The 24,333-nt window shown below is 42.7% G+C and carries 20 protein-coding genes and 2 pseudogenes; 11 read left to right on the top strand and 11 right to left on the bottom strand.

Annotated elements, in window-relative coordinates; genetic code table 11:
- Window position 1 precedes the first annotated feature (1 nt).
- Window positions 2-1,801, top strand: a complete 1,800-nt coding sequence (locus CDC37_RS17845; RefSeq protein ID WP_096623721.1) for an asparagine synthetase B family protein — start codon at window positions 2-4, stop codon at window positions 1,799-1,801.
- Here the strand turns inward: CDC37_RS17845 and CDC37_RS17840 are convergent.
- The 4 genes from CDC37_RS17840 to CDC37_RS17825 form a co-directional block, all read right to left on the bottom strand.
- Window positions 1,798-2,457, bottom strand: coding sequence for a response regulator (locus CDC37_RS17840; RefSeq protein ID WP_096626367.1), 660 nt, complete (start codon window positions 2,455-2,457; stop codon window positions 1,798-1,800). The genes CDC37_RS17845 and CDC37_RS17840 overlap by 4 nt on opposite strands.
- A 260-nt stretch (window positions 2,458-2,717) precedes the next feature.
- The gene (locus CDC37_RS17835) at window positions 2,718-3,137 is read right to left on the bottom strand and encodes a histidine kinase dimerization/phosphoacceptor domain-containing protein (protein ID WP_096623719.1); all 420 of its coding nucleotides are present in this window, start codon (window positions 3,135-3,137) and stop codon (window positions 2,718-2,720) included.
- A 248-nt stretch (window positions 3,138-3,385) separates the two neighbouring features.
- On the bottom strand, window positions 3,386-4,471 hold the full coding sequence (locus CDC37_RS17830) for a sensor histidine kinase (RefSeq protein WP_096623717.1): 1,086 nt from the start codon (window positions 4,469-4,471) through the stop codon (window positions 3,386-3,388).
- 183 nt (window positions 4,472-4,654) lie between these two features.
- Entirely contained in the window at window positions 4,655-5,092 is a 438-nt protein-coding gene (locus CDC37_RS17825) for a Pepco domain-containing protein (protein ID WP_096623715.1), read from the bottom strand.
- Between the two features lie 214 nt (window positions 5,093-5,306).
- On the opposite strand from CDC37_RS17825, the pseudogene CDC37_RS17820 reads away from it, so the two are divergent.
- Together CDC37_RS17820 and CDC37_RS17815 are read left to right on the top strand one after the other, a co-directional pair.
- Window positions 5,307-5,796 (top strand): annotated as a pseudogene (locus tag CDC37_RS17820) (element excision factor XisH family protein).
- Window positions 5,784-6,125: a XisI protein gene (locus CDC37_RS17815; RefSeq protein WP_096623713.1), complete on the top strand. Its 342-nt coding sequence runs from the start codon at window positions 5,784-5,786 to the stop codon at window positions 6,123-6,125. Before CDC37_RS17820 ends, CDC37_RS17815 begins: the two are co-directional and overlap by 13 nt.
- 336 nt (window positions 6,126-6,461) lie before the next feature.
- On the opposite strand, the gene CDC37_RS17810 is transcribed toward CDC37_RS17815, so the two are convergent.
- The 5 genes from CDC37_RS17810 to CDC37_RS17790 form a co-directional block, all read right to left on the bottom strand.
- Entirely contained in the window at window positions 6,462-7,274 is an 813-nt protein-coding gene (locus CDC37_RS17810; RefSeq protein WP_096623711.1) for an Rpn family recombination-promoting nuclease/putative transposase, read from the bottom strand.
- A 261-nt stretch (window positions 7,275-7,535) separates the two neighbouring features.
- The gene (uvrA, locus tag CDC37_RS17805; RefSeq protein ID WP_096623709.1) at window positions 7,536-10,397 is read right to left on the bottom strand and encodes an excinuclease ABC subunit UvrA; all 2,862 of its coding nucleotides are present in this window, start codon (window positions 10,395-10,397) and stop codon (window positions 7,536-7,538) included.
- Between the two features lie 176 nt (window positions 10,398-10,573).
- Complete coding sequence (locus tag CDC37_RS17800) at window positions 10,574-10,981, bottom strand: hypothetical protein (protein ID WP_096623707.1); 408 nt, start codon at window positions 10,979-10,981, stop codon at window positions 10,574-10,576.
- Between the two features lie 97 nt (window positions 10,982-11,078).
- The gene (locus CDC37_RS17795; RefSeq protein ID WP_096623705.1) at window positions 11,079-11,267 is read right to left on the bottom strand and encodes a hypothetical protein; all 189 of its coding nucleotides are present in this window, start codon (window positions 11,265-11,267) and stop codon (window positions 11,079-11,081) included.
- Window positions 11,268-11,546: 279 nt separating this feature from the next.
- Entirely contained in the window at window positions 11,547-12,680 is a 1,134-nt protein-coding gene (locus tag CDC37_RS17790) for a sodium-dependent bicarbonate transport family permease (RefSeq protein ID WP_096623703.1), read from the bottom strand.
- A gap of 649 nt (window positions 12,681-13,329) precedes the next feature.
- Between CDC37_RS17790 and CDC37_RS17785 the strand changes: the two genes are divergently transcribed.
- Window positions 13,330-13,644 carry a P-II family nitrogen regulator gene (locus CDC37_RS17785; protein WP_096623701.1) on the top strand — a complete coding sequence of 105 codons (315 nt, stop codon included), beginning with the start codon at window positions 13,330-13,332 and terminating at the stop codon, window positions 13,642-13,644.
- 242 nt (window positions 13,645-13,886) lie between these two features.
- Here CDC37_RS17785 and tnpA read toward each other — a convergent pair.
- A pseudogene (gene tnpA / locus CDC37_RS17780) lies at window positions 13,887-14,283 on the bottom strand (IS200/IS605 family transposase).
- Window positions 14,284-14,371: 88 nt separating this feature from the next.
- Between tnpA and CDC37_RS17775 the strand changes: the two are divergent.
- Both CDC37_RS17775 and CDC37_RS17770 read left to right on the top strand, forming a co-directional pair.
- Window positions 14,372-15,550, top strand: a complete 1,179-nt coding sequence (locus CDC37_RS17775) for an RNA-guided endonuclease InsQ/TnpB family protein (protein WP_096623699.1) — start codon at window positions 14,372-14,374, stop codon at window positions 15,548-15,550.
- Between the two features lie 581 nt (window positions 15,551-16,131).
- A complete protein-coding gene (locus tag CDC37_RS17770) occupies window positions 16,132-16,920 on the top strand; it encodes a dienelactone hydrolase family protein (RefSeq protein ID WP_096623697.1) in 789 nt (262 codons plus the stop codon).
- Between the two features lie 73 nt (window positions 16,921-16,993).
- Here CDC37_RS17770 and CDC37_RS17765 read toward each other — a convergent pair whose 3' ends face one another.
- Entirely contained in the window at window positions 16,994-17,617 is a 624-nt protein-coding gene (locus tag CDC37_RS17765; protein WP_231943104.1) for a Bpu10I family restriction endonuclease, read from the bottom strand.
- A gap of 347 nt (window positions 17,618-17,964) precedes the next feature.
- Between CDC37_RS17765 and typA the strand changes: the two genes are divergently transcribed.
- The 5 genes from typA (at window position 17,965) to minE (ending at window position 24,138) form a co-directional block, all read left to right on the top strand.
- A complete protein-coding gene (gene typA, locus CDC37_RS17760) occupies window positions 17,965-19,758 on the top strand; it encodes a translational GTPase TypA (protein ID WP_096623695.1) in 1,794 nt (597 codons plus the stop codon).
- 1,738 nt (window positions 19,759-21,496) lie between these two features.
- A complete protein-coding gene (gene minC, locus CDC37_RS17755; protein WP_442861097.1) occupies window positions 21,497-22,450 on the top strand; it encodes a septum site-determining protein MinC in 954 nt (317 codons plus the stop codon).
- Between the two features lie 15 nt (window positions 22,451-22,465).
- The gene (locus tag CDC37_RS24465; protein ID WP_157780777.1) at window positions 22,466-22,705 is read left to right on the top strand and encodes a hypothetical protein; all 240 of its coding nucleotides are present in this window, start codon (window positions 22,466-22,468) and stop codon (window positions 22,703-22,705) included.
- A 289-nt stretch (window positions 22,706-22,994) separates the two neighbouring features.
- Window positions 22,995-23,801, top strand: a complete 807-nt coding sequence (minD, locus tag CDC37_RS17750; protein ID WP_096623691.1) for a septum site-determining protein MinD — start codon at window positions 22,995-22,997, stop codon at window positions 23,799-23,801.
- A 25-nt stretch (window positions 23,802-23,826) separates the two neighbouring features.
- Window positions 23,827-24,138: a cell division topological specificity factor MinE gene (minE, locus tag CDC37_RS17745; RefSeq protein ID WP_096623689.1), complete on the top strand. Its 312-nt coding sequence runs from the start codon at window positions 23,827-23,829 to the stop codon at window positions 24,136-24,138.
- Window positions 24,139-24,333 lie beyond the last annotated feature (195 nt).

The raw sequence follows: 24,333 nt of genomic DNA, 5'->3' as shown, positions 1-24,333 counted from the left end.
TATGGGTGGTATCCCGCATTGTCTTGGATATTGGGGTTATGGTGTTCGGAATCAGTTGAACCAGCAATTAAATCGTGCTGTTGCCAAGTTTGTTGCTGGCTATAATGTTGCTTTAGAACTTCCTGACCAACCTCATCACCAAGCTTTAATTTGGTCTGTGGTTGAAGTCTTAAATTCGGGAAAATTAAAATCTGTGGATGGTTTCTCCCTATCTGCTGGGGGGTTTGCTCATGTTGCAGATGCTTGGGTGCGTATTCAAAGCGATAATTCCCAGCAATCCTTAATTTTGGGACGGGAAGCTTTTGGTCGAGTTCCCTTATATTGGCTACAACAGGGTGAGGTGATATGGTTTGCTTCCCAATTGCAGTTATTATTACCAATTTTAACCAATCCAGAAATTAATTTGGCGGGATTATATGGTTATACTTGTTTTTCCTATGTTCCCAATCCCATTACCCCCGTAAATCATATTTATACTATTCCCGCAGGAAATGAATTAATTTGGCAATCTCTGCAAAATACCCCTCATACCTCCCATCTCCTCCCCCCACCTCAATCCCGGACGATTCATCAATGGCAACAAGATAAAATTGAAATTCAGGACGAACAAACGGCAATCCAAGAATTACAAACTCACCTCAAAAATGCCGTTCAAACCCAAATCTCCGATTTATCCGATGAACCCGTCGGGATATTTCTCTCCGGTGGATTAGATTCGGCCATTGTTGCATCCCTATTAGTGCAAGCAGGGGTAAAAGTTCGCGCTTACACCCTAGATTTTAGTCCCTTTGGTGTTTCCGAATCCCCCTACGCAGAGAAAGTGGCTGATTTTCTCCATATCCCCTGTCAAAAAGTAGCAGCCACACCAAACCTAATTAAACAAGCAATTATTCCCACCGTCAAAGCCCTGGATTTACCCTTTGGAGACGGGGTGACAGTTCCTTTATATCTCCTGAATCAAACTGCTAGTCAGGAAACCCAAATTATCTTTAACGGTGAAGGTGGAGACCAGTTATTTGCTGGTTGGACAAATAAACCGCTCATTGCAGCTAGTGTATACGGTGAAAATGATTTTACCCAGAATTATTTACGCACCTTCCATCGCTTGTGGGGATACGAAACCCAAATTTTCACACCAGAAATATCCACCCAAATCCACCAGTTATCACCCGAAACATGGTTGCAAACAGCACTAGACCCTGCATATTGCTCCGGATTATTACATAGACTACGACGAGCCAGCCTAATGTTAAAAGGCGCACAAAACATCCATCCCCGTGCCACCAACCTGGGATTTGCCCACGGATTAAGAGTGCGATCGCTATTTTGTGATTTCACCCTAGCAAATTGGACATTCAAACTGGCTGGGGAACTGTGTTTAAAAGGCAGTTGCGAAAAATACATCCTCAAGCGAGCCGTGGAAAATTGGCTACCACCGGAAATAGTGTGGCGACAAAAACGGGGAATGGGTGTTCCCCTCACATCCTGGTGTTTCAATGGGTTGTGGTATCAAATTGGTACTTGGCTCAACCCCAACACACTGAAAGTCGGTAAGCATTTGCAACCAGATATTGCCGCCAAAATTGCTACAGGTAAACTCAGTGCTAATATCCAAGGACGAAGAATCGGGGAAATCCTATGGTTATTAATTATGTGGGAACTCTGGAAAATTCACATTTTCGGCGAAAAACCAGCACCTAAATCCTGGAATCACCCCTTTTGGCTACCACATTTTTTATCCGGTAAGCTGAGTAAGTGGGAAAAATTATCCTCATCCCGATTCCCTACTCCCAACCCCTAATTCTGACTACCGAAAACAGAATTAGCATAAATCGCCAATTGAGCGCGATTTTTAATATTTAAACGATTAAAAATACTATTAATGTGGGTTTTCACCGTACTTTGACTAATATATAACTGGTCGGCGATTTCCTGATTTGTCGAACCAACCGCTACCAATTTAGCTATTTCCAATTCCCGGGGAGTTAATTCCGCAAAACCAGGGGGAAGTTGGGATGGAAATTCCCTTTTTGGTGTCGCTGGGACTTGCTGATTGATTACCCTTTCCAATAATCCCGGTGCAAGTTGCGCATAACCATGATTGACAGCACGAATTGCATTTACTAGCTCCTCCGAAGGCATATCCTTAAGTAAATATCCCTTCGCACCCGCACGAATTGCATCCGTAACATCCTTATCATCATCGTAGGTACTGAGGACTAAAATTTTGATTTGGGGATAGCGATCGCATATAATTTTAGTAGCCGTTGCCCCGTTCATCACTGGCATTCGCACATCCATCAAAATCACATCGGGTTGCAATGTTTCCACCAGAGAAATCGCTTCCTCCCCGTTTTCCGCAGTCCCGACAATTTCTAAATCTTCTTCCAAACTCAACATTGCTTTTAAACCTTGACGGACAAGGCTTTGGTCATCAACTAATAATAAGCGAATCATCAGCACACCTTTTGGGGAAAATACGGTTATTAGGAGACAGGTCATTTAAATTTTCAAAGCTTGTCAGAAACAGTTTTCACGACAGTTTCCTGTATCCTGCATTTTGGAATACTGCTGTAAGTATGATTTTTGTCACATATTAATAAAAATAAAAATAAATTAATGTTTGAACGGAAAACTCAATAATTTCAATGGAGAAAATCTAATTAAATCTATAGCATTTTAATTTTTTCCCTACTAGACGACCCGACGGGTCGTCTCTAATCCCTACTTCCTACAGACAGACGATGGTCTGCGCTGAGACTGCGAACAGTTTCGCGAACTTCCCGCATAATCACCCCACTCAGGTGGTAAGCTTCACTGACCGATTCCTTCGCTTGGTTAGGGTTAGTTTGCCACAACTTTTGTGCTACTTGTAATTGAATATTTAAAGCTGCGATGGACTGACCAAGTTCATTATAGATATCGACTAAATTCTCGTTTTTTTCACACATCACTGTTAAATCACGCTGGAAGTTGGATAAAGTCACGTCAGACACATCAGAAGCTTGCTGTGGTATGAATTTTGCTCTTTTGTGGTGATGACAATCTGACTTGGAAACGGGGATATCATTCATGGTTAACATTGGCATGAATATAGCCAAAAGCATAATTACAAGCAGAACAGCGACCATCATCATCTTAATCCCCCTACCCAATCAAGCTAAAAACGACAATTTAGTGAATCTATCAGTTCAAATGTTACTTACGCGACTTAAGATTAACATTTTGATTACTCGATCACCTTCCTATATTAATACCGCCCTTTTTTGGGTATTTCTAGGGTTAAAGACAATTTTCCAACTTTAGTTCGAGATGGGGTTTGACCACTAGCCAAAAGGTGGAAACAAATAGTTGGAGTATTTGTCAACCATTTTGTTGACTTGGCTCAAGCAGAAACATTTAAATCCAAAGGTTGCCATTCACCGATTTTGACATTGCTTGCTGTTGGTGATTGGTGGAATGGCTGTACATCCATTTGTTGATGTTCGTGTTTGTACCCAGTTTGGTTAGCTTCCTGGGAAGTCTCTAAAAGCCGGGAAAAGTCCAGATTAATCTCCGACATTAACAATGATAAATCTGGTCGTGATGTTTGTGTTCTGGCAGCAACTCCTGTAGAATATTCCTCAGAAATTGACGAAGATGGCGAATCACTGACTATATCGAGATGGGGTGGGGACATCGAGATATTTGAGATATTCCCCACGGGGTGATTGAGTTCCGATTTGCTCAAATTAGCCTTTGCACTATCACAAAGTTTAGTACCCATAGCGATCGCAGGTGTGGAAATATGGGTCGGTAGCCAAACATGAATTTGACAACCATCACCAGGACTAGATTCCACCAACAATAACCCCTTCAACACCGCGACCCGTTCGTGCATCCCCTTTAACCCATAGCCACCAGCAACACTATGGGGGTCAAAACCACGACCATTATCACAAATTTGGAATTGTATTTCCGCGGCATTAGCACAGAGTTCAATTGTCACCTCACTAGCTTGAGCATATTTACGTATATTATTTAATGCCTCCTGGATAATCCGGTAAACTGGCATAACCAGATGGGACGGAGGTGATACCTGCACATCCAAATTCACCGTTGGCATAATTCCGGTAGTACTACGTAAATCATCAACCAAGGATTGAATTAAGGTTTCCAAGGGTTGGGTTTCTAGGGTATCGCTACGTAAAGCTTGAACCGATTGACGGACTTCCTGGGTCGCTAGTTTAACCAGTCGTTGTGCTTCCGTTAAAAACTCCTCTGCTTGATTGGGGTCGGGTTTGTAAAGTTTAATCGCGGTTTGTAACTGAAAATTCAAGGCAGTTAACGCATGACCAACAGAATCATGTAAATCCCTAGCAATACGGTTCCGTTCCTGTGCAGCTGAGAGATTTGCAAACTGCAAAACACATTGCCATAGCGAGTCATGCATTTGTGCAAGTTGTTCGGGTGTATAGAGTTCTTCAACCACGGTGACTCTCTAAAAAGTTAATTATCAAGCGAATGGGGTATATCGGTTCAAACCAGAAATTTAAAAATTTCATCAACCGAATCTATCCATCTTTAGTATATTTCCGGAGAGGGGGTACTCATGCAACTTTAGTATGATTTTGGGATGAACCGTATGATTTGGAGACGACCCGATGGGTCGTCTCTACCGATTTTGTCGTTTAAATTTAAATGTCATCGCACCCTTTCCACCGGCTTTTCCACCACCGAAACCAAATAAACTAATTTGTCCTTCCCCATTCACTTCCACAGATAACTCCACCTCATCCAACTGGATTTTAGCGTTCGGAGCTTCCGCTTCATCCAACATTTCCCGCATTGCTTGCAGAAATCCCCGCATTTCCTGCTTTAGTTTTGTCACCTCCACCTTGCGTCGGGTAATCACCAACTGACCTTGTTGTTGTTGAATGATGATTTCCTCTTGGGTTGTCTTTCCTCCCAATCTTCCCCCCGTATCACCACCACTTCTGGAACCATCACGGGTGACAACTTCTTTTTGCTTTGTAGTCGATGTTTCCACCACTTCTTCAGTAATAATCCAGATATGTTCCGGGGTGGGGATGGGTTCGGGTGTATCTGACATAAGTATATTTGCGTAAGGTATGGGATGTATTTGATGGTAGCAGAATTTTGACGACAAGAGATGATCTGTCGGGTCGTCTAGAGGATAATTTTTTACAATGCTAGGTATGGTATTTTTACGGTTAAATTGGCTGCATCATCTGGAAATAAATCAAAAACCTCAAATCGCAAGATGGGTAAAAATTGGGCGATCGCAATCGACATTAACAATTACGATGAGAATGCTTACAACAGAAATTAAATTAAAACAAGCACTACTTAAGGATGATTGGGTGATTACCGCAGACCCATTAAAAATTAAAATTGATGGTATCAAACTAGAGATCGATCTTGCTGCAGAAAAAGTTATCGCCGCTCAAAAAGCCGGACGTAAAATAGCAGTGGAAATTAAAAGTTTCCTTAATGCTTCAGTAATTACTGTAGTAGCACGACGTAGTGGACGGTTTCGATTGTATCGTGGAAATTAAAAGTTTCCTTAATGCTTCAGTAATTACAGATTTTCACGCTGCGCTGGGTCAATTTTTGAACTACCGTCTAGCATTGCAAATGAAGGAAGCTGATAGGATACTTTATCTAGCTGTTCCTGTTAATACATTTGAATCACTTTTCCAAGAAAGGTTTATTCGAGAAGCCGTCAATGTTTACCAAGTAAAATTAATCATTTACGATCCTGTTAAGGAGGTAGTCATCGAATGGAGAAACTAGAAAAATACCGAGCATTAATTCGCCAATTGCTCAATAACCATGCCAAGTCAGAAGGCAATAAATCCGATTCGGAAATAGAGTGTCAGCTGATTTTCGATACCGAACACGACCACTACCAACTTATCGAGATCGGCTGGGATGGACTGAAACGAGTTTATAACTGTTTCATCCACATAGATATTAAAGATGGTAAAGTTTGGATTCAGCGAAATATGACAGAAGCAGATATTGCGAAAGATTTGGCAGAAATGGGTATACCTAAAGAGGATATTATTATCGGTCTGCACCCAAGTTACAAACGTCCCTATACAGGCTATGGAGTTGCTTAATTGTCAATAAAAAAAATTGTAGTAGAGCGAAGCGTAACCCAATCACTCGTTCCCATGCTCGGCGTGGGAACGCATTTCACGAGGCTCTTGCCTCGAACTGTAACCCAACATTTATACTTCTAATTTATACAGATTTAGAATACATTTGCAACATATTCAGAATATGAGACGTAGCAATGCTACGTCTCTACATAATTCATCTGTTGCATTCTTGGTTTAAATTGGTATTACCCAAAAAAAAACATGTTTGGTTCCGACGCAAAATTAAATAATTCATAAACCCTCAATCTTCTTGGTATATATCTATCCAAGTTATATCTATTGGGTCAAAATCAATTATTTATCTGTATTAACTTTCGCTGCAACAGACCGCACTAAATTAATATCTAAATCTAAGGAATCAGCTATTTGTTCTACAGTCGCACCCAAACTCAACATGAAAGGAACTGCTTCTAATTTCCCCTCTAATTTCCCCTCTAATTTACCTTCTAATTTACCTTCTTCTTTGGCTTCTTGGTAAACTTTGGTTTGTTTTAACTCGCTAAATCCAAACATTTGCTCTATCTCCTTGCGACTTTTTTGGGGAAGTTTGTAGATGATGATGGTTTCTATTAGTTCGAGAAATTCCCGTTGGGTTATTTCCGAGTCTATTTGTTGTTTGACAAGATTGATTAACTCACTGGTTTTAGTAACAATATTGGATTCTGGCTCTACTACTAATTTAACAGTTGCGATCGCAATCGATGGGGATGCAGATTCAAGCTCGTCTAGGTAGATGCGGCTCACCCGTTCCGATGCGAGTAATTCTATATACCTATCGGTTTCACCTGTGTCTATGTTACGGCTTGGATATACAATGACTCCACGCCAGTTGTTAGTTAGCTGGGTTTTATGGAGGTAAAGAAAGATTTCCGTAAATAGCCGAGAGTATAATTTATCATCGGGTTGAAATTGGACTTCGACAAAGTAGATGGGGGAGGATGTGCTGTTTTTGGGAAGAAATACACCATCGATGCGGAAGGCTAGTTGTTTGACTTCAACGGAGGAAAATTCGTAGGTATTGGCAGTTTCGGGGGGTTGGTTGATCAGTTCAAAAAAGATGCTGGGGAAGCTTTGGAATAAGCGGTAGAAGATTGTATCGGTTTTCACGCTGGTTGGTGTTGGTTGGCTGCATGCAATTTTCTATTTTACAATTCAACACAAGTAGGTTTGTCCGAGAAGTCAAAAATTCTAGCAAGTGATGCTCTGCAAAAGTCGCTACGCGATCGCATTTTTACATGTATGAGCGCCCATATACAAGTAACCTTAGTAGATTAATTCTACGTACTTACTTATCTTAATATAGTTTGGTTTTTTTTACGCCGACTTACTTATTACGTAGCTCGCTTCCCGCGTAGCGGGTATTACAAATTACGAATTATTTATAGGATACTGCTGCAATACATGACGTAAATAATACCCAGTGTGGGAATTCTCCGACTTCGCTACCTCTTCCGGTGTCCCCACCGCAATCACTTCTCCACCCTTATCACCCCCTTCTGGACCTAAATCAATCACCCAATCGGAACAGCGAATCACGTCTAAATTATGCTCGATCAGCAACACCGAATTACCTTTATCCACTAATCTTTGCAATACATCTAATAATTTATGTACGTCATAGAACGATAACCCAGTAGTAGGTTCGTCAATTAAATACAGGGTTTTCCCTGTCGCACGTCGGGATAATTCTGTCGCAAGTTTTACCCGTTGTGCTTCTCCCCCCGATAGGGTGGTGGCTGGTTGACCAATTTTGATATAACCTAAACCAACGTCCAGCAAGGTTTGTAATTTACTCACCGCCTTGGGAATATTTTGGAAAAAGTCCAGGGCTTCTTCCACAGTCATATTCAATACATCGGCAATGGATTTATCTTTGTATTTAACTTGCAATGTTTCCCGATTATATCTTGCACCTTTGCAGACTTCACATTGCACATATACATCTGGTAAAAAGTTCATTTCAATGACGTTCACACCCTGACCACTACAGGCTTCACAACGTCCCCCTTTGACATTAAAGGAAAATTGTCCCGGTTTGTAACCCCTGGCTTTGGCTTCGATGGTGTTAGAAAAAACCTCCCGGATGACATCAAATACACCTGTGTAGGTAGCGGGATTGGAGCGGGGAGTTCTCCCAATGGGGGATTGATCAATGACGATAGCTTTATCGATGGCGTTCAACCCTCTCACTTCGTCGATGTCTTTGGGTTGGGGGGTTCTTTTGGTGAGATGGTGTTGTAGGGCTGGATATAATAATTCGTTGATCAGGGTGGATTTCCCTGAACCGGATACTCCGGTGACGCTGACTAGTTTACCAAGAGGGATTTTGACGGTAATATTTTTTAAGTTATTGCGACGGGCATTGACTATAGTTAAACTCAAACCGTTACCTTCACGGCGTTGACTAGGGGTTTGGATTTGTTTGCGTCCGGCTAAATAAGCCCCTGTCAGGGAGTTTTCCGCCTGCAACAGAGTTTGTAAATCCCCTGCGGCAACGATATTTCCCCCATGCATTCCTGCACCTGGACCGATATCAACAACATAATCGGCTGCACGGATGGTTTCTTCGTCATGTTCAACCACAATTAAGGTGTTACCTAAATCCCGCAGTTTCGTAAGGGTTGTTAGTAAGCGTCCGTTATCCCGTTGGTGTAGTCCAATACTGGGTTCATCTAATACATACAATACCCCGGTTAATCCGGAACCGATTTGGGTGGCTAAACGAATTCGTTGGGCTTCCCCTCCCGATAGAGTCATGGCTGCACGGTCAAGGGTGAGATAATCCAGACCGACATCGAGTAAAAATTGCAACCTAGCTTTGATTTCCCGCAGGACTAAATCGGCAATTTGAGCTTGACGGGGGGAAAGTTGAAGTTGCTCCACCCGTTCTCGACAATCGCGAATGGAGACACCAGTTAAATCGAGAATGCGGAATTGTCCCATCCGCACCGCTAGGGCTTCCGGTTTGAGACGTTGACCGTGACAAACAGGACAGGGTTGATCGACGAGGTATTGTTCTAGTTTTTGTTTAATTAATTCTGAGCCGCCTTCGTACTGACGTTGTAAAATGGGGATAACACCGTAAAAATGGGGAGTTTTTTGGCCTTTTTGTGGTTGCTCTCCATTGAGGATGACATCCCGTTGTTCGTCACTAAGTTGATTCCATTTGGTTTGGAGTTCAAAGCCGTGGCTTTGGCCTAAACTATACAGCAGTTCCAGATAGTAGGAATTTTCCTTTTCTGACCAGGGAGCGATCGCAGCATAGACTGGTGCTTCCGGGTCAGGGATAATCACTTCGGGGGAAAACCGTCGTAATGTTCCTAAACCGTGACAGTGGGGACAAGCACCGTAGGGGGAGTTAAAAGAAAATAACCGGGGGGAGAGTTCCTCCATGACTGCACCGTGTTCTGGACAGGCAAAGTTTTCGGAAAATACCATTTCCTGTTCTGTTTCCCCATCGGCAGGAGTATAAACGATAACGGCAATCCCCGATGATAATTTGAGACAGGTGGAGAGGGAATCGAATAAACGTTCTTGAATCGAGTCTTTTTTCACCAACCGGTCGATGACAACTTCGATGGTGTGGGTATGATTTTTATCTAATTCGATGGAGTCTGCTAATTCCCGGATTTCCCCATTAATCCGTACTCGCACAAATCCCTGAGCAGCCAAAGCAGATAATAACTTTTGATGGGTTCCCTTCTTTCCCCTGACCACCGGAGCAAGAATTTGGAACTTAGTGCGATCGCTCAGTCCCATGATTTGATCCACCATCTCATCAATGGTTTGGGGAGCAATATTGCGATCGCAAATGGGACAATGGGGTTGACCAGCTCGTCCAAATAATAACCGCAGGTAATCATAAATTTCCGTCACCGTTCCCACCGTGGAGCGAGGGTTGTGGGAGGTGGATTTTTGGTCAATGGAAATAGCTGGACTTAAACCCTCAATTGCTTCCACATCGGGTTTATCCAGTTGTCCTAAAAACTGTCGTGCATAGGCACTTAGGGATTCCACATAACGACGCTGCCCCTCAGCAAAAATTGTATCAAACGCCAAAGAAGACTTCCCACTACCAGAAACACCTGTAAATACAATCAAGCGATCGCGGGGTATCTCTAAATCAATGTTTTTTAAATTATGCTGCCTAGCACCGCGAATCCGAATCGAATTTTGATTTTTGGGGTGCAAAGTCGTGTTTTTTCCGTTCAAGGATTGAGTATCAGACATATCGGCAGACTCAAGCTAGGTGTGTTGACAGGAGTGAAACAGTCCTTAATAATATCACTGCTAAATGTTGGAGAGAAGTATTTTGGGACTGGGACTTATCGACTACTAGTACAAAAAAGCCAAAAAAACAAGTCAACAGTCACCTGTCAACAAAAAGACGTGGCAAAGCTACGTTCCTACGACGATAATTTTTGATCATTAGGGAAATTGACACGCAAAAACTGTCGCAAACTAATTAAACTTGCAGTTTGTCCCAAGGACAGGGGTAATACAGAAACTCCCTCCAGACGTGATTGCACCCATCCTTCCCCCCAATACCACTCATGGAAACCATCAATACCCTGACTAAGTAAAAGCCGCAGACAATTATCACCCACCACATCTACATAATGGTGAATTTGCACCGGACCCAATTGACTAGTAAACTCATATCCCGAATATAATTTATCCGGCATTCCTAAACTCAAATTACCAGAAGGCAACCACTTTTGTAATTGGGCAGGATATAGTAAACTTTCGGCGATGGACTTTGCTGATGAATCAATTTCTATGCGAAGTTGGGTTTTTTGAAAGTTGCCAAACATAAATCTTTAGTTTCCAGACAGAAGGTCGGTGTTGATACTCCCCAGTATAGATAATTATTTATTAATTTCGTCGTCGTGAGCTTTTCCTGGGGAGTACTTATTTGAGATTGGGGAATAAGATTGTGGCTGCGTCTCTCCCGATTCCCTTCTGCCTACTCCGAAATCTAGTTAGTATGGCTCCTACAACTAATGCGATCGCAGATTCCCAAACTGGCTTGGAAAATGCAGCCGCAAACGGTAGCATGAAAACAAGAAATTCTTCCCGTAGCAAGTTCATCAGAAACATACCAAACTATCTTATTTCTGATCTTGCTACCATTTCCTCTTCAATAAAATGGATAAATTCGAGTTCATGTACTAGAGATGAACATTTTTGGGAAATTTAGATGATAAAATTCTCAAGCAGCGCCTACAGAAGAGACTGCGTAAAGGATTCCGTCGGAAAGTTTTTTTGTTATAGTCATAATAAACGCAACTGCTGAATGGAGACAAAGCAGACTTTGATAAAGCGTTGTCTTGGTCTACCAGGTCGGGAGACCAGTGGTAGACCATATGTTTTCTGATGTCAACTGCCCATTAAAGCCTGGGCAAGCCCTATATAGAGGGGTATTCCTAGCGCGATCGCAACTGGTGTACCGACGGCTGTAGACGCACCGATGTAGGCAGAAGGGTTGGCCGAAGGGATACCAGCTCGTAACGTAGGTGGTCCAGAGATATCTGAACTGGAGCAGGCGATGACCGCCAAGATGACCACACCACCAAGGCTGAATCCCGTGGCATAGTGGGCAATCATGCCGAAACCGAAGGCTATAAGTCCATGCAGCAACGGAGCTATTACTGCATATACAGCGTACCAATGAGCCACCTTGCGCAACTCAGCAACCCTTGACCAAGCTTCCATACCCATCACCAGCATCAGGATTGACAGCAGTCCACGGAAAAGGGGTTCATAAAAGCTTTCAAAAACACTGTCCGGCTTGGTCAGAATACCCAGAGCAAGACCAAGCAGTAGTGCCGATAGGGCAGAACCCTGAATACTCTCCTTAACGATGGGCCATATTTTGACCCGCTTGCTTGACTTGCTACCATACTGCCCGCTAAGATACTCCTGTCTGGTTGTGGGATACTCCGGCTCGCTGGGATACCCGCCTACAGCAACTGCCTGCTTACTTAAGTACTCTTCCTTACTATGATACTCGTCTGCGGTAATACGGCGCTTGCTGACATAAATGCTGGCCACAACAATCGCGGTTACGAGGGCTGGAATGTCCATAAAGGGATAGAGTGCGCCAGCCCATGCCTCGTACTTAATGCCTTGCTCTTCCAGTAGTGTTAGAGCTGCGGCGAGGGTAGAGCCACTCACAGCACCGAACAAGCCGGCAGTTGCAACTGCATCCACAACTTTCACGTTTGGCATCTTGGCCAAGGTGTAGCGACCAATGAACACGATCAGAATCCCCATTATCATGGCGAATGCTGCGGGCAACAGCATCTCTGCCAAATTGGCATTGCGGATGGCAATACCACCGCTCAGACCGACTTTCATGAGCAGCATGAAGACGATGAATTTGTAGATCGCATCTGGAATTTGCAGTTGGCTACCGAGGGAGGCAATAATCATGCCACCAATCAGAAAGCCGAGTGTTGGAGACTGCAACTGCGCCAGCATACGCATCAAGAAACCGGACAAAAAATCCACGAGTACCTCCTTCTAACTCCTTCGATGAAGAGCGATAATTGTGATAAGTGGGTTGAAAAAAGTTGAATTGAGCATGGGTAAGGCGCTTCACGCTTACACCACAGGTATTACACTATGTCGCAGGATACTCAGAGGTGGCTACCCTCTGAATGCGGTTGGAAGGTGATAGCTATCCTCTATCGCCTCCTACCGATTCCCACTTGTTAAGAATCGAACTCTATGGGTTTAAGTCTACCCTGAAATGAGCATATTTTTGCGCCCTTGGAGTCGAATTTAGAATGTAATGTCAAATCGAAACCATAAGTTTTCCTTTTAGCTACCTGGAAAGCCCCCGATATATACCTGATATGTATAAACTGATGGTTTTCCTAGAGTTTCCTCAATGCTTCATTTGGAAAGTACTGTAAACGGCGGAGTCATTATCCCTTCAGGCTTTTGGAATCTGATACTTAATGGTGGTCATTGTAGCGAAAGTATAAGCGTTTGTTATCGAATGCTTTCGCTAATCTGAGTCAATCTTCCTCACCAGAGGGTAGTGTATTCACCGATATTGGCATAAACTTAAAAATAAGTTTTAAAGCAAGACCGTAACATAGGGGATTGCTTTCAATTCTTACACTATAGAGAATGCATTCAAGAGGTATCCCAAATGACCCAGCAAGCCAACAAGCTCGTCATCGTCACGGAAAAGTTACTGCTGAAAAAGATAGCTCAGATTATCGACGAAGCCGGAGCCACCGGATACACCGTGGTGGCAGCAGGCGGTAAAGGCAGTCGTAACGTCCGCTCATCAGGACAACCCAACGTTTCCGACACCTACTCCAACATCAAAATCGAGGTACTTACCGCCAGTCGGGATTTGGCTTTGAAGATTGCGGATGAGGTCGCAGCGAATTTTTTCAACGATTATTCCGGTATCGCCTATCTCTGTCAGGCTGAGGTACTGCACGCCCACAAGTTTTGACTCCAAACCCCTTAGTGGTGAAGAAAACTCTACAGGTCTGGAGGAAGGAGGGGAGCTTGAGAGTACCACCCAAGCTTACAATTATTGGAGCAGAAAGCCCACCAGCAACAGACTAAAAATCCCAAAAATTTTTAGTCTGTTGAGTCATGCGCGGGGTGGGACGGGCAGTTTGCTCAAGCCGGGAAACCCGTCCATGCAACTGCCCTCATGAATGGGAAGCACCTTTAGGTGCAGTCCAATTGTTAGCGGGTTTTTTGATTAGCAATATACTTTTTAATTATCTCACTTGAAGCGTCACCCGCAGTTCCACAAAAATAACTTCTTGTCCACATTGAAGGCATTCTCAATAAATGTGGAAATTCTTGTCTTAATACCCTAGAAGTATATCCTTTTAACCTAAACATAATTTGGTCTGGGGCTAATGTTGGAGGACTGCTAACAAAAAGATGTACATGGTCTTCCATAATTTCAAGAGCTAGAATCTCGCACTCTAGTTATGAATGTTTTTTCATAAAGCAATTCCTCAAGCCTGATAGCAACATTTCCAACTAACACCTTTTTTCGTCTTTTCGATATCCAGACGAAGTGGTAATTAATCATAGTGACTGATGTTGTCTTGTGCCTGTAATTTTCTAGCATATGTAAAGTTTTTGTCAAACTGCGGTCAATAGCTTGTATCTATCAACCATAATATACTATATTATTTTTGTCATCTCAGGGTCGAGCGATGTTAGTCTTAGAAGCGAAATTGAAGGGCAAAGAAAGTCAGTACGGCTTATTAGATGAAGCCATTAGAACGGCTTTGTTTATCCGCAACAAAGCTCTAAGACATTGGATAGATAACAAGGATGTTAGCAAGAATGACCTTCAAAAACTTTGCGCTGTTTTAGCCAAAGAATTTGATTTTGCTGGCAAACTCAACTCTATGGCTCGTCAGGCTTCTGCCGATAGAGCTTGGTGCGCTATTAAGCGTTTCTATGACAACTGTAAAGCTAAAAAGCCAGGTAAAAAGGGTTATCCGCGATTTAAAAAGCGTGGACATTCCGTAGAATATAAAACTTCAGGATGGGCTATTTCTGCCGACAAGAAGTACATCACTTTTACTGATGGTTTTAAAGCAGGGAAATTTCAGCTAGTTGGAACTCGTGATTTCAGCTTTTATTCTACTAAGCAAATTCAGCGAGTTAGAGTAGTTAAACGAGCAGATGGTTATTACTGCCAATTTTGTGTTGATGCGGAACGCAAAGAACAGCATCAGCACAATGGTAAACAAGTAGGAATTGATGTAGGACTTGAGTTTTTCTACACTGATTCTGATGGTAAGACAGTCGAAAATCCCAGATTTTTGCGTAAGTCTGAGAAGTCTTTGAAACGCAAACAACGCAAAGTTTCTAGATGTAAAAAAGGCTCTTCTAATCGCCGTAAAGCTGTTAAAAAGTTGGCGAAAAAGCATCTCAAGGTAAGTAGACAGAGGAAAGATTTTGCTGTGAAGACAGCAAGAACTCTAGTCCAGTCAAACGACTTGGTAGTTTATGAGGACTTGCAGGTGCGAAATATGGTTAAGAACCATCATTTAGCTAAATCTATCAGTGACGCTTCGTGGTCACTATTCACTGATTGGGTAGACTACTATGGCAAAGTTTTTGGCACTTGGGTGATAGCAGTTGCACCTCACTACACATCGCAAGATTGTTCTGTTTGTGGGACACGAGTTCAGAAATCTTTATCTACTCGTACCCACAAATGTCATTGTTGTGGTGCAGTGATGCACCGTGACCATAACGCGGCGACTATGATTTTGAACAAAGGATTAAAAAGTACTGTGGGGCGCACAGAATCTAAAGCTTGTGGACAGAACGACCTCTGCTTAAGTGGGGAAACTCCTTTAAGTAAGTCGGCTGAATGAAACAAGAATCCCACGGCTTTAAGTCGTGGGAGCGTCAAGAAACCATTATACGTATGAGCCGTGGCTTGATAGACCTCATCTCCTCATTAACTTCTTACTGACTTCAAATTTGTTGATTTGCAACGGATGCTTATGCTACAATGGGGATGTAGCTCTAATGAATAATGTGGCTTTAATCTGAGAATAATAATCACCGAGAAGGTAGACAAGTCTTTAAATATAAGTATTTGAGGAAAAATAACAATACATTTCACCCCTGTATCATCTAGCTTAATTATGATTGGGCTTTCAAAAATTTTCAGGACACTGGTGAAATCAATATCGTGTTTGCAGATATTTTATCTTTACTTTAAATATTTTAATCGCGTGATCGCTTGTTGAATTAAAGTATGTATTTTCTGCCATGAAGCAGCCCTTGGAAATAGCAAAAAAGTCGAGAAGATAGGCAATATTCTAGTACAAGGTGCTAAAGCGCAACTACGTGCCTTTTTTTACCTATCAACATTAATGACGTGGGGTACTAGAGCTTACAGATATTCTCCATATCTCCATAGTTGATCACAATATCAAAAAACGAGCATATGCCAAATCTAGAAATCAAGACAAGCACCGTCCAGATTCCCAACCAGGGTTTACAAATAGATGGGTATCTTGCACAACCAGCAGGAGCAGGAAACTTTGGTGCAGTGATTGTGTTCCAAGAGATTTTCGGAGTTAATCAAAATATTCGCGATATCACCGACCTGATTGCTCAACAAGGTTACATTGCGATCGCACCAGCCATGTTTCATCGACTTGCTCCGGGATTTGAATTTGGATTTAGTCCAGAAGATGCAGGTTATAGTCCCGAAGCCTACCGTTTGGGGATGGAATATTACCAGCAGGTCAAATACGGCGAAATCATCAGTGATATTCAAGCTGCGATCGCCTATTTAAAAAATCTACCTCAAGTTAAACCCGATGCAATTGGTTGTATCGGGTTTTGTTTTGGTGGTCATGTTGCCTATATTGCCGCAACTTTACCAGAAATTAAAGCTACCGCTTCCTTTTACGGTGCGGGAATCACTGTTCCCTCCTACGGAGAAGCAACACCAACTTTAAATCGAACATCAGCAATTAAAGGGACAATCTATACATTTTTTGGCAATCAAGATCCATTAATTTCCGCAGAAGATAACGCCAAAATTGAAGCTGAACTGCAAAAACATAACATTAGCCATCGTGTTTTTCGCTATGATGCAGGACATGGTTTTTTTGCCGGGTTTTTTGTCGATAAGTATCCGTTTTTAGCCAAAAATCCTAACATTAAACAAGCAGCAGCCATCGATGCTTGGTCTCAGGTCTTAGAGCTTTTCCGTAATCACCTGTAAAAAAAATAGGTCAATACTTTCCCACATCAACACGATTACCATCAGCCATGTTTAGTTAGATAATAAGCCTAGTTTATTCATCAATTAGCCAGCCACGTTGTATACCCATTTCAATCCCACCAACCCAGTCCGTTGTGAGATAGTTTCGCACTTTTTTGAAAAGATGTTGTACAACAGCTGGATTAATGGAATTTTTCACATATTTAGATTCGTATCTGAACTCTCTATCAGTATTTTTTTGCTGACGTAGCACATAAATTTGGTCAACTTTGTATTTTCGCAAATTTACGTCGCTGGTTAGTTTTATCCACTCCATAACCACAATATATAAACTATTAGGGTTTCTTGCTTTTAAATCTTCTGCCGCACGTGAAGACCCCTCAAGCATCGTTTTATCCAGATAGGTTTTACACTCAATTACAACAACTGGGATATCAAAAATATGTGTCTCTGTATTCCCTGTAACAGTTGCTTCAGAATATGTACCTGGTTCTTCTTTGATAATTGTAACCATCTCGCCAAGACTAGGATCTGTTTCTGGGGGAGGTGCTGCTTCAAGTGAAGCTTGAATAGTTACCCCAATCACAAAATCATGATCCTTCTTCTCAATACGTGCATAGGGTCGTTTGAGCATCTCTGAGTAGTTTGGTGGTACAAAGAAAATATCTTTAAATGTAGGTTTTTCTTGCTCTGCCATAAACTAAAGCTATAATGTTCAAAAATTCAAAAACATAAATTAGAATTATGTAATTCTACTTTTCTGTCAACTGTGACTAATGATTTTCCCCTGAGAAAGGTACTATACCAATAATCACGCTTATTTCATCCGCGTATTTAGGGTTGAAAGTTTATTCTTAGCACTGAAAGCACATTAAATTTACCCCATCCTCCGACTACCCTCAAAAAATAACTAATTCATACTCCGACTATTAAGGTTAAGATAGTATTGTTAAGGCTTGTTTACAGAATTCCCCAAAACATCCGAATTCTGCTATTGCGGCCAAATACAAATGTATATCTGAAAAACATACTTTAGAGTTAAATATGACGCTCCCAATCCGTAACGTCGCAATTATCGCCCACGTTGACCACGGCAAAACCACCCTCGTTGACGCACTCCTCAAACAATCTGGTATTTTCCGCGAAGGCGAAGACGTTCCGGATTGTGTGATGGACTCCAACGACCTGGAACGGGAACGGGGAATTACGATTCTGGCGAAAAATACCGCCGTTAAGTTCAAAGATACCCTGATTAATATTGTTGATACCCCTGGACACGCTGACTTTGGTGGTGAGGTGGAACGGGTACTAGGAATGGTGGATGGTTGTATCCTAATTGTGGATGCCAATGAAGGACCTATGCCCCAAACCCGGTTTGTGTTAAAAAAAGCACTGGAAAAAGGATTACGACCGATTGTGGTGGTGAACAAGATTGATAGACCCCAAGCTGAACCCCACAAAGCTATTGACAAGGTACTAGATTTGTTCTTGGAATTAGGTGCGGATGACGACCAGTGTGATTTTCCTTACCTATTTGCATCTGGATTATCAGGATTTGCCAAGGAAAAACTGGAAGACGAACCCAAGGACATGCAGCCCCTATTTGAGGCAATTTTACGTCATGTTCCCCCTCCAGTGGGAGACCCCAACAAACCTTTACAATTGCAAGTGACAACCCTGGATTATTCGGAATATTTAGGACGGATTGTCATCGGTCGGATTCACAACGGCACAATTAGAATGGGTCAGCAGGCAGCTTTGGTGACCGAAAGTGGTAATATTGTTAAAGCGAAAATCACCAAATTAATGGGATTTGAAGGCTTGAAACGGGTGGAGATGGAAGAAGCTTCCGCCGGTTACATTGTGGCGGTGGCTGGTTTTGCGGATGCTAACATTGGGGAAACTATTACCGACCCCAACGAACCCCAGGCTTTACCTTTGATTAAAGTCGATGAACCCACCCTGCAAATGACCTTCTGGGTGAATGATTCTCCCTTTGCGGGACAGGAAGGTAAATTCGTCACCTCTCGACAAATTCGCGATCGCCTAACCCGTGAATTGGAAACTAACGTTGCTCTACGGGTAGAGGATGGGGATTCTCCAGATAAATTCCTGGTATCGGGACGGGGAGAATTACACTTGGGGATCTTAATTGAAACCATGCGTCGGGAGGGTTACGAATTCCAAGTTTCCCAACCCCAGGTAATTTACCGTGAAGTCAATGGTCAACCCTGCGAACCCTACGAATTATTAGCCCTAGACGTACCGGAAGATGCGGTTGGTAGCTGTATTGAACGGTTAGGACAGCGCAAAGCCGAAATGCAAGATATGCAAATGGGTGCCAACGGACGCGCAAATTTAGAGTTTGTGATTCCTGCACGGGGTTTGATTGGTTTCAGGGGGGAATTTATCCGTATGACCCGTGGTGAGGGAATTATGAATCATAGTTTCCTCGAATACCGTGCCCTCAGTGGAAATATTGAAGCTCGGAACAAGGGCGTGTTAATTGCCTTTGAGGAAGGGGTTTCCACTTTCTATGCCATGAAAAACGCGGAAGACAGAGGTGTATTCTTTATTACTCCAGGTACAAAAGTATATAAAGGCATGATTGTTGGCGAACACAACCGTCCCCAGGACTTGGAATTGAACGTGTGTAAAACCAAACAGTTAACCAACCACCGGTCTGCAACCGGAGACGAATTGGTGCAGTTACAAGCACCCGTGGAAATGAGTTTAGAAAGAGCCTTGGAATATATTGGACCAGATGAATTGGTGGAAGTTACACCCGAATCAATTCGTTTACGGAAAATGTCAAAGAAGTTCGCAGGTAAACGTTAAGTAAACTACCTACACTGACCTGACGGTACAGTGTATTCCTCTCTACACTGACCCTATCGGGTGAGCGTATGAGTCTCCTTGCGGGAGTAGGTGACATTATTGAATTGGTAATCTAATTTAGCGGGGTAGCAATTTTGCCACCTCGTTTTTTATTGAGAAATATAATTTTTGCAAGTTTTTTCTTTGGTATCAACGCAATCAATGGTATTAGTTAGTCGGTTTTCTAACTTAGGGCTTGCAGAAAAATAGTAAAGAAGTGATAATCGCGTCTCTATCTCTTGTAAGCTTTAGAGGGTATTTTGGTTCCAGAAAGTGCAAACTTTGGAGGAGTATAGAAGCTCAAAAACCTTGCATCTGTAGTTTTGGCGTTGCATAATCAAGGATTATTTTAATCTATTTGCAGAAATTTTTCTTGATTTAACAAAAGTTTCCGCCTATGCAAATTAGATTATCATCCCGCAACAATGCAACGCTGTAATTTTTAGTAACCAATAAAAAGAGGAATGCTTGGGTTAAAACTATTCCCTACTCCCGACTCCCTACCCTCACTAAAAGACTTTTACAGCAGACCCTAACTTAGCAGAACATAAATTACTCAAATCCAATCGCTGAAGATAAAGTAATCCATGCTACATTTATTTTGTCTCCCAAATGATTTTTGAATTTATTTTTCCCCGGAATCAGATTTTCGGTATACTTTGTGTCCCTATGGTATTTTAATTGGTGAAACCGAAATCATCTGAAATCAGTCTTGAATGGTTGGCGATAAGAATTAAAATCGAAGAGCAACATCGAGAAGCGACATCCTAAGTGGTCTATATGTTGTAATACTGACAAAAGAACCGATGAAAGTTGTTTTTTCCAGAATCCCTACAGCAATCCCTAATACCTTATGGGATGCTCCAGAGGAATTGCTACGCGATACTCCTTCTTGAGTCGCTACGCGATCGCAAAATCTCAAAATCCCTATTTAACACTAAAATCGGGTAATCCAAAATCCATAGACGCAGGTACTCCCGGATTTCTCACAAACTCCTTAAACTTTCAGTGAGTAGGGAGTGGGGAGTAGGGAGTAGCAAGAAAGTCAACCCACTACTTAAGGCTGATCACTCCCTTGCTCCAAATGCAGAGTATCAACCGAAGAGTAATCCAAAATCCAAAATCTAAAATCTAGAATCAAATAATCCAAAATCTATAGTAGAGACGACTTGACGGGTCGTCTCTACGGTAATCCAAAATCCAAAATCCAAAATCCCAAAACCTTGATTTACCCCCTAAATTCGGGTAATCCAAAATCTAAAATCCAAAATCCCTTGACTGTCCTTACTTCCGTGAGGTAATTATGAATGCCGATTCTCCCAGACAGAACCTACATGCAGATTCTCCCTTTTCCCCATCTCCAGTGGAGAATACGGATATTTTGGAAACAGAAACCAATCGTCAAGTTCTCCCGGATGAGGAAGTTGACAATGTTTTAAATTTTTTGCATCAAACTCCATCTACCCATGATGATACAACTCCCCATTTTATTTCTAGTTTAGTAACTAACGAGCCAGATGAATCCCTCGTTCCCTCCCCATCTACAACGGAAAATCCTGGGAATCTAGTTGAACAGGAACAAAATTTAGATTCTCCATCAAAAAGTATTGAATACAGGATTAATGATAGGGAAAATACGGAAGACCAGCCAGCCTATTTGGTAATATCAAAAACCTATAATCCTCCGGTTTTAGAAGTAGTGAATCATCAACCACCAAGCAACGAATCTGAACATAACGGACAAATTCCTCAAAGACCAACAGAACCACAATCTGTATCAACCCTAACTCAAACCCTATCCAGCAATGGAAACCTGACCGAAAAAAATACTGTCCCAGAGCCAATTTCTGCTTCCCCCACCCTAGACACTCTACCGGAACCAGTAGAAATCCACCCCCATCTTCAGGTACAACTAAAAAGTGAGGGGGGAAAACTACAGGTAATTTTACCCAGTGAAGCCCAAATCGCCAGTTCCGAGTATTCCTGGAGTGAGATTTGGCAGCAATTTCAAGTCCGATTAAATGCGAGCGATCGCCTACTTGTTCCCAATGGTAAAGTACATTTAGATGCCAAAGACCGATTACTCGATGGACGACAACTCCAGGAACTAGCAGACACCTTTAGCAACGTCAAACTCCAGCTAGAATCAATTGCCACCAGTCGTCGCCAAACCGCGATCGCAGCTGTGACAGCTGGATATTCCGTAACCCAAATCCACCCTCAAGATATATTGCGATCGCCCCAGGAAAGTTCACAGGTACTAGCAGATCCAATTTATCTGGAAACAACCGTCCGCTCCGGTGTCGAAATTCGCCATCCCGGTACGGTAATTATCGTCGGTGATGTCAATCCAGGGGGTACTATTGTTGCTGACGGAGATATTTTAATTTGGGGTCGTCTGCGGGGGATAGCCCACGCTGGAGCCGCAGGTAATCGTGAATGTTTAATTATGGCCTTACAAATGGAACCAACCCAACTACGGATTGCTGATGCCGTCGCTCGCGCTCCCGAAAAACCACCCCAGCAATTTCAAGCAGAAGTTGCCCATATTACATCCGATACCATTCGCATTACCCGCGCTACCGATTTTTCCCGCACCCAATATCTCAACCGCATCGACCCCAGCAAAAGGAGCCAACCAGAGGTAAATTAGAGACGACCCGACGATTTGGTTGCACAGACGACCCGACGTTTGGTTACAGAGACGACCCGACGATTTGGTTGCACAGACGACCCGACGTTTGGTTACAGAGACGACCCGACGATTTGGTTACAGAGACGACCCGACGTTTGGTTACAGAGACGACCCGACGATTTGGTTGCACAGACGACCCGACGATTTGGTTACAGAGACGACCCGACGGGTCGTCTCTACGGAAATCCAAAATCGAATGACGCGAAAGACTAATAGTTAGATATTATTACTTCAACACTAAATATTTCCCAGCATCAGTGCTGAATTCATTACGGCATAATTCAGGTTAACGAAATACACTTACGGTCGTCTGCAAAGCTGTTCACAAGCTAGTTATACAAACGTATTTTGTATTCTCGATGCGGAATTATGGTGTATTGGTGCATCGCCCTCGTTGCCAACTTGTAAAAAAAAGTCTCTGGCAACCTTAGTAATTTATACTTTTTAATTCAGGCGATTATCTTTATACTTCTTGAGTCCAAGGGAAGCACTCATATAAATCATGACTCGAATTATTGTTGTCACCTCCGGGAAAGGAGGTGTGGGAAAAACCACCGTTTCTGCCAATCTAGGAATGGCAATAGCCAAAGCTGGACGACAAGTTGCACTTGTAGATGCTGACTTTGGGTTGCGTAACCTAGACTTACTATTAGGTCTGGAAAACCGGATTGTTTATACAGCCATTGAGGTTTTGTCCCGTGAATGTCGTTTAGAACAGGCATTAGTCAAAGATAAACGTCAACCCAATCTGGTTTTACTTCCAGCTGCTCAAAATCGTACTAAAGAGGCTGTTAGTCCCGACCAAATGAAACTGCTTGTCAATGCCCTAGCCCAAAAATATCAGTACGTCATTATTGATAGTCCGGCTGGTATTGAAAACGGATTTAAAAATGCGATCGCACCTGCGAAAGAAGCCCTCATCGTTACCACTCCCGAAATTTCCGCAGTTCGTGATGCTGACCGGGTTGTTGGTCTCCTGGAAGCCCAAGGTATTAAGCAAATCCACTTAATTATTAACCGGATTCGTCCAGCAATGGTTCGCGCTAATGATATGATGTCTGTACAAGATGTTCAGGAACTCCTAGCTGTTCCCCTTATTGGTGTTGTTCCCGACGACGAGCGAGTCATTGTCTCCACTAATCGTGGCGAGCCACTTGTATTATCAGACACACCTTCCCTAGCAGGAACCGCCTTTGAAAACATCGTCCGTCGTTTAGAAGGGGAAACCGTTGAATTCCTAGACCTGGACGCTCCTGGTGATAGTATTTTCGCACGTCTACGCAAATTGCTGTGGACAAAAATTATTTAACTTTTGCCCTGCACCGCTAGTTGTAATGATTCTCGAATTTATCGAACGTTTATTTTCTCGTAATTCTGACCACAGTCGTAATCAAGTTAAACGCCGGTTACAACTGGTGATTGCCCACGACCGTGCGGATTTAAACCCGGAAATGTTGGAAAAAATGCGACAGGAAATCCTGGAAATAGTCTGCCGTTATGTTGAAGTTGAAAACGAAGGCTTAGAGTTTACCCTCGAAAGCAATCAAAGAACCACTGCATTAATCGCAAATTTACCCATTCGTCGTGTCAAGGAGGAATTAGGGAAAACCACCGATACCACAACTCCAACCACTTCTTCCCAGTAGTATCCACATAAGGACTTACGCACTGATGACGATAAAACAAGACTTTGAGATTGCTACTTTGCAAGAAGCCGCTGCGCGTCTACCTGACGACCCTGCGGTGATCCGTTATGCATCTACGCAATGACGTAATCGCGTAGTGATTGCGTAAGTCCAGGACATAAGTCTTGAGGGGTTTGTAGTAGTGGCTCTAGCAGA

This window comes from Calothrix sp. NIES-3974 (assembly GCF_002368395.1).
Classification (GTDB): Bacteria; Cyanobacteriota; Cyanobacteriia; order Cyanobacteriales; family Nostocaceae; genus NIES-3974.
Note: the sequence above shows the minus strand (reverse complement) of the source record. Positions and strands in the feature narration are given on the sequence as shown.